Here is a 3,296-nt window from a genome sequence, read left to right as displayed (position 1 = left end):
GCCCCCGCCGGCGGGGGGCCCCGCGCGCCGGGGCCCCGCCCGGCGCGACCCCCGATGGCTCGACCTGGCGCGCCTGAAGCGGACCAGCCCGATGTGCGACGCCGTCATCGACGAGATCGACGGCCGCAGGCTCCGCGTCGACGACCAGTGGCTCGTCGACTTCGCCTCCTGCAACTATCTCGGCTTCGACCTCGACCCGGACATCATGGCGGCGATCGACCCCCAGGTCAGAAGCTGGGGAACCCACCCCAGCTGGTCCCGGCTCATCGGCAGCCCCCGGCTCTACCCGGCGATCGAGGAACGGCTGACCGAACTGCTCGGCGCGCCCGACACCCTGCTGCTGCCGACCATCACCCTGATCCACCAGTCGGTCGTCCCGCTGCTCGCCGGCACCGGACACGTCTACGTCGAGGCCCAGGCCCATCGCACGGTGTACGACGCCTGTGTGGTGGCCCGGGCCCAGGGCGCCACCCTGCAGCGCTTCCACGCCGACAGCCCGTGGGAGCTGGAGATGCAACTGAGGTCCCTGCCCGGCGACACCGGCCGACTCGTCTGCATGGACGGCGTCAACAGCATGACCGGCAACTTCCCCGACCTGCGCGAGATCGCCCGGATCTGCCGCGAGAACGGCGCCCTGCTGTACGTCGACGACGCGCACGGCTTCGGCGTGATCGGTCAACGGGAATCCGGCGAGACCTCCCCCTGGGGCGCGCGCGGCAACAGCATCGTCCGCCACCTCGGCGAGAGTTACGAGGGACTGGTGCTCGTCGGCGGCTTCTCCAAGGCGTACTCCTCGCTGCTCGCCTTCCTCGCCCTGCCGCGCAGGCTGAAGGACCACCTCAAGGTCGCGGCCGCCCCCTACCTCTACTCCGGTCCCTCCCCGACGGCCTCGCTCGCCACCGCCCTCGCCGGGCTCGACGTCAACGCCGAGCGTGGCGAGTCGATCCGGGCGGACCTGTACCGCAAGACCACCCGGGTCCTCGACCACGTCCGCGCCCTGGGCATCGACACCCCCAACACCGACGGCCTGCCGATCATCGAGATCCCGCTCGCCGACGCACAGGACCTCGAAGCCGTGGCCTCGTTCCTGTGGCAGCGGGGCATCTACGTCACCCTGGCCAGCTATCCGCTCGTCCCGCGCAACCGGGTGGGATTCCGGATCCAGGTCACCGCCGCCAACACCGACGAGGAGATCGACCAGCTCAACGCGGCGCTCACCGAACTCTCGCACCGGTACGGACTGCAGCAAGCCCCGTCCCCGCGCCCCGGCGGCGTCTCCGCCGGCCGGCCGCCGGAGCCCCGATGAACCGGGCAGCCCGGTGAGCCGGGCCGCGCCCATGCGGGCGCCCCGGCGGAACCGCGACGCCGACTGGAACGCCTGGCCGGTCGCCGACTACCTGGCGGAGAACTACCGGCGGCTGCACCCCTGCGACATCGGCGTCATCCACCACCACTCGGCCTTCTACCGGCGGTTCGCCCCCGCGAGCCTCGCCCGCACCCTGGAGTTCGGCGCGGGCCCCAACCTGTACCCGCTCATGCTCGCCGCGGCGGCGAGCCGGCGCATCGACGCGCTCGAACCCAGCAGGGCCAGCGTCCGCTACCTCCGCGGCCAGCTCGACCGAGGACCCGACGAGAGCTGGCAGCCCTTCTACACGCTCTGCCGCACCCTCGACCCCGCACTGCCCGCCACCGCGGCCGAGGCGCTCACCCGGGTCCGGATCGTGCCCGGCGACGCCGACGACCTCGCGCCCGGGAGCTACGACCTCGCCTCGATGAACTTCGTCGCCGAGAGCGTCACCGAGGACTTCGTCGAAGTGGCCGCCCTGTGCGGGGTCTTCGTCGGCTCGGTGCGGCCCGGCGGACACCTCGTCGCCGCCTTCATGGAACGCATGCCCAGCTACCGCATCGGCAGCGGGCCCCGCTGGCCCGCCTGCCCGGTGGACGAGGGAGCGCTCCGGTCCGTCTTCGAACCCCTCACCGACGACCTGCGCATCACACGGGTGTCCAAGGACCGCACACTGCCCGAGTACGGCGACACGGGCGTGCTCCTCCTGACGGCCCGACGAGCGCGGACCGCGGCGGCGGAGTCCCCGCGTTAGGAGGGCCAATGGCAGGCAACCACCGACGTCTTCGATCCCTCACGCTCATGGCGGTGATCACGTTGATGGCTGTGGCGCTCCTGGCCACGGGATGCGCGTCCCGGACCCCCGAGGGTCTGCGTGTGGGGATCGCCTATGGCGATCGTCTGATCTGGATGTCCGACCGGGACCTCGGCGCCGCCCTCGACGATGCCGTCGAGGTGGGCGCGCAGTGGGTGCGGGCGGATCTGGCGTGGACGAACATCCAACCGGACGGGCCGGACACCTACCGGTGGGACGCGTTCGACCGGGTCGTCACGGCGGTCGAAGAACGCGGCCTGACCCTCCTGCCCGTTCTCGGCTTCACACCGGAGTGGGCGCGCCCCGCCGGCTGCGCGAGCAAGCACTGCCGGCCGGCCGACGCGAGGGACTTCGCCGCTTTCGCCGGCGCCGCCGCGACGCGCTACGCGCCGAGCGGGGTCCACACATGGGAAGTATGGAACGAGCCGAACCTCGTCGCGTCCTGGAAACCCGCGCCCGACGCGGGCGCCTACACGGAGCTGCTGAGGGAGACCAGCCAGACCTTGCGGAACAGCGACCCGGGGGCGTACGTCATCCTGGGCGGTCTTGCGGCGACCAGCACGAAGGACGGCGACATCTCCGAGACCGCGTTCTTGCGGGAGGTGTCGGCGCGCGGCGGCAACCATCTCGTGGAGGCCATCGCCTACCACCCGTACACGTACCCGTTCCTGGCGAGTGACGTGACGCCCTGGGGCACCCCCTGGGAGCGGATCGACGGCACGCGGGACAGCCTGAGGAGCGTGCTCGCCGCGAACGGGACCCCGGAGATGCCTGTCTGGATCACCGAGTTCGGCGCGCCGACGAACGGTCCCGGCACTTCGTCGGACGGCGCGCCGGGAACGGTCGGGCCGGACACCACGCACGTGTCCGAGGAGCGTCAGGCGCAGATCGCCGCGGACGGCGTGCGTACGGCGGCCGCGACCCCGTACGTCGCGGCACTGATCTGGTACGCCGAGCGCGATCTCAGCACCGACCGACGGGACAGCGAGAACTTCTTCGGCCTGCGCAGGGCCGACGGAACGGCGAAACCCGCACTTGGCGCCCTGCGCGACGCGATCGCCGGTCTCAGGCGTGGGTCGGTGTGAGGGGGAGTGATCGGAAGAGGTCGAGGTAGCGGTCGGTGAGGGTGGGCCAGGC

3 protein-coding genes are annotated in these 3,296 nt (G+C 71.9%); all 3 read left to right on the top strand.

Going from position 1 to position 3,296, the window contains the following annotated elements:
• A partial coding sequence (locus tag AB0E14_RS39565; protein WP_362430384.1) for a pyridoxal phosphate-dependent aminotransferase family protein occupies nucleotides 1–1,306 on the top strand: 1,306 nt, incomplete at its 5' end.
• 31 nt (nucleotides 1,307–1,337) lie between these two features.
• Entirely contained in the window at nucleotides 1,338–2,099 is a 762-nt protein-coding gene (locus AB0E14_RS39560) for a class I SAM-dependent methyltransferase (protein WP_362430387.1), read from the top strand.
• 53 nt (nucleotides 2,100–2,152) lie between these two features.
• Complete coding sequence (locus AB0E14_RS39555; protein WP_362430381.1) at nucleotides 2,153–3,244, top strand: cellulase family glycosylhydrolase; 1,092 nt, start codon at nucleotides 2,153–2,155, stop codon at nucleotides 3,242–3,244.
• Nucleotides 3,245–3,296 lie beyond the last annotated feature (52 nt).

Source organism: Streptomyces sp. NPDC047981, from assembly GCF_040653315.1.
In the GTDB taxonomy this organism is placed as follows: domain Bacteria; phylum Actinomycetota; class Actinomycetes; order Streptomycetales; family Streptomycetaceae; genus Streptomyces.
Note: the sequence above shows the minus strand (reverse complement) of the source record. Positions and strands in the feature narration are given on the sequence as shown.

Bases quoted from the DNA above. Each gene is read 5' to 3' on its own strand.
- AB0E14_RS39560 (WP_362430387.1), top strand. From the start codon at position 1,338: ATGCGGGCGCCCCGGCGGAACCGCGACGCCGACTGGAACGCCTGGCCG.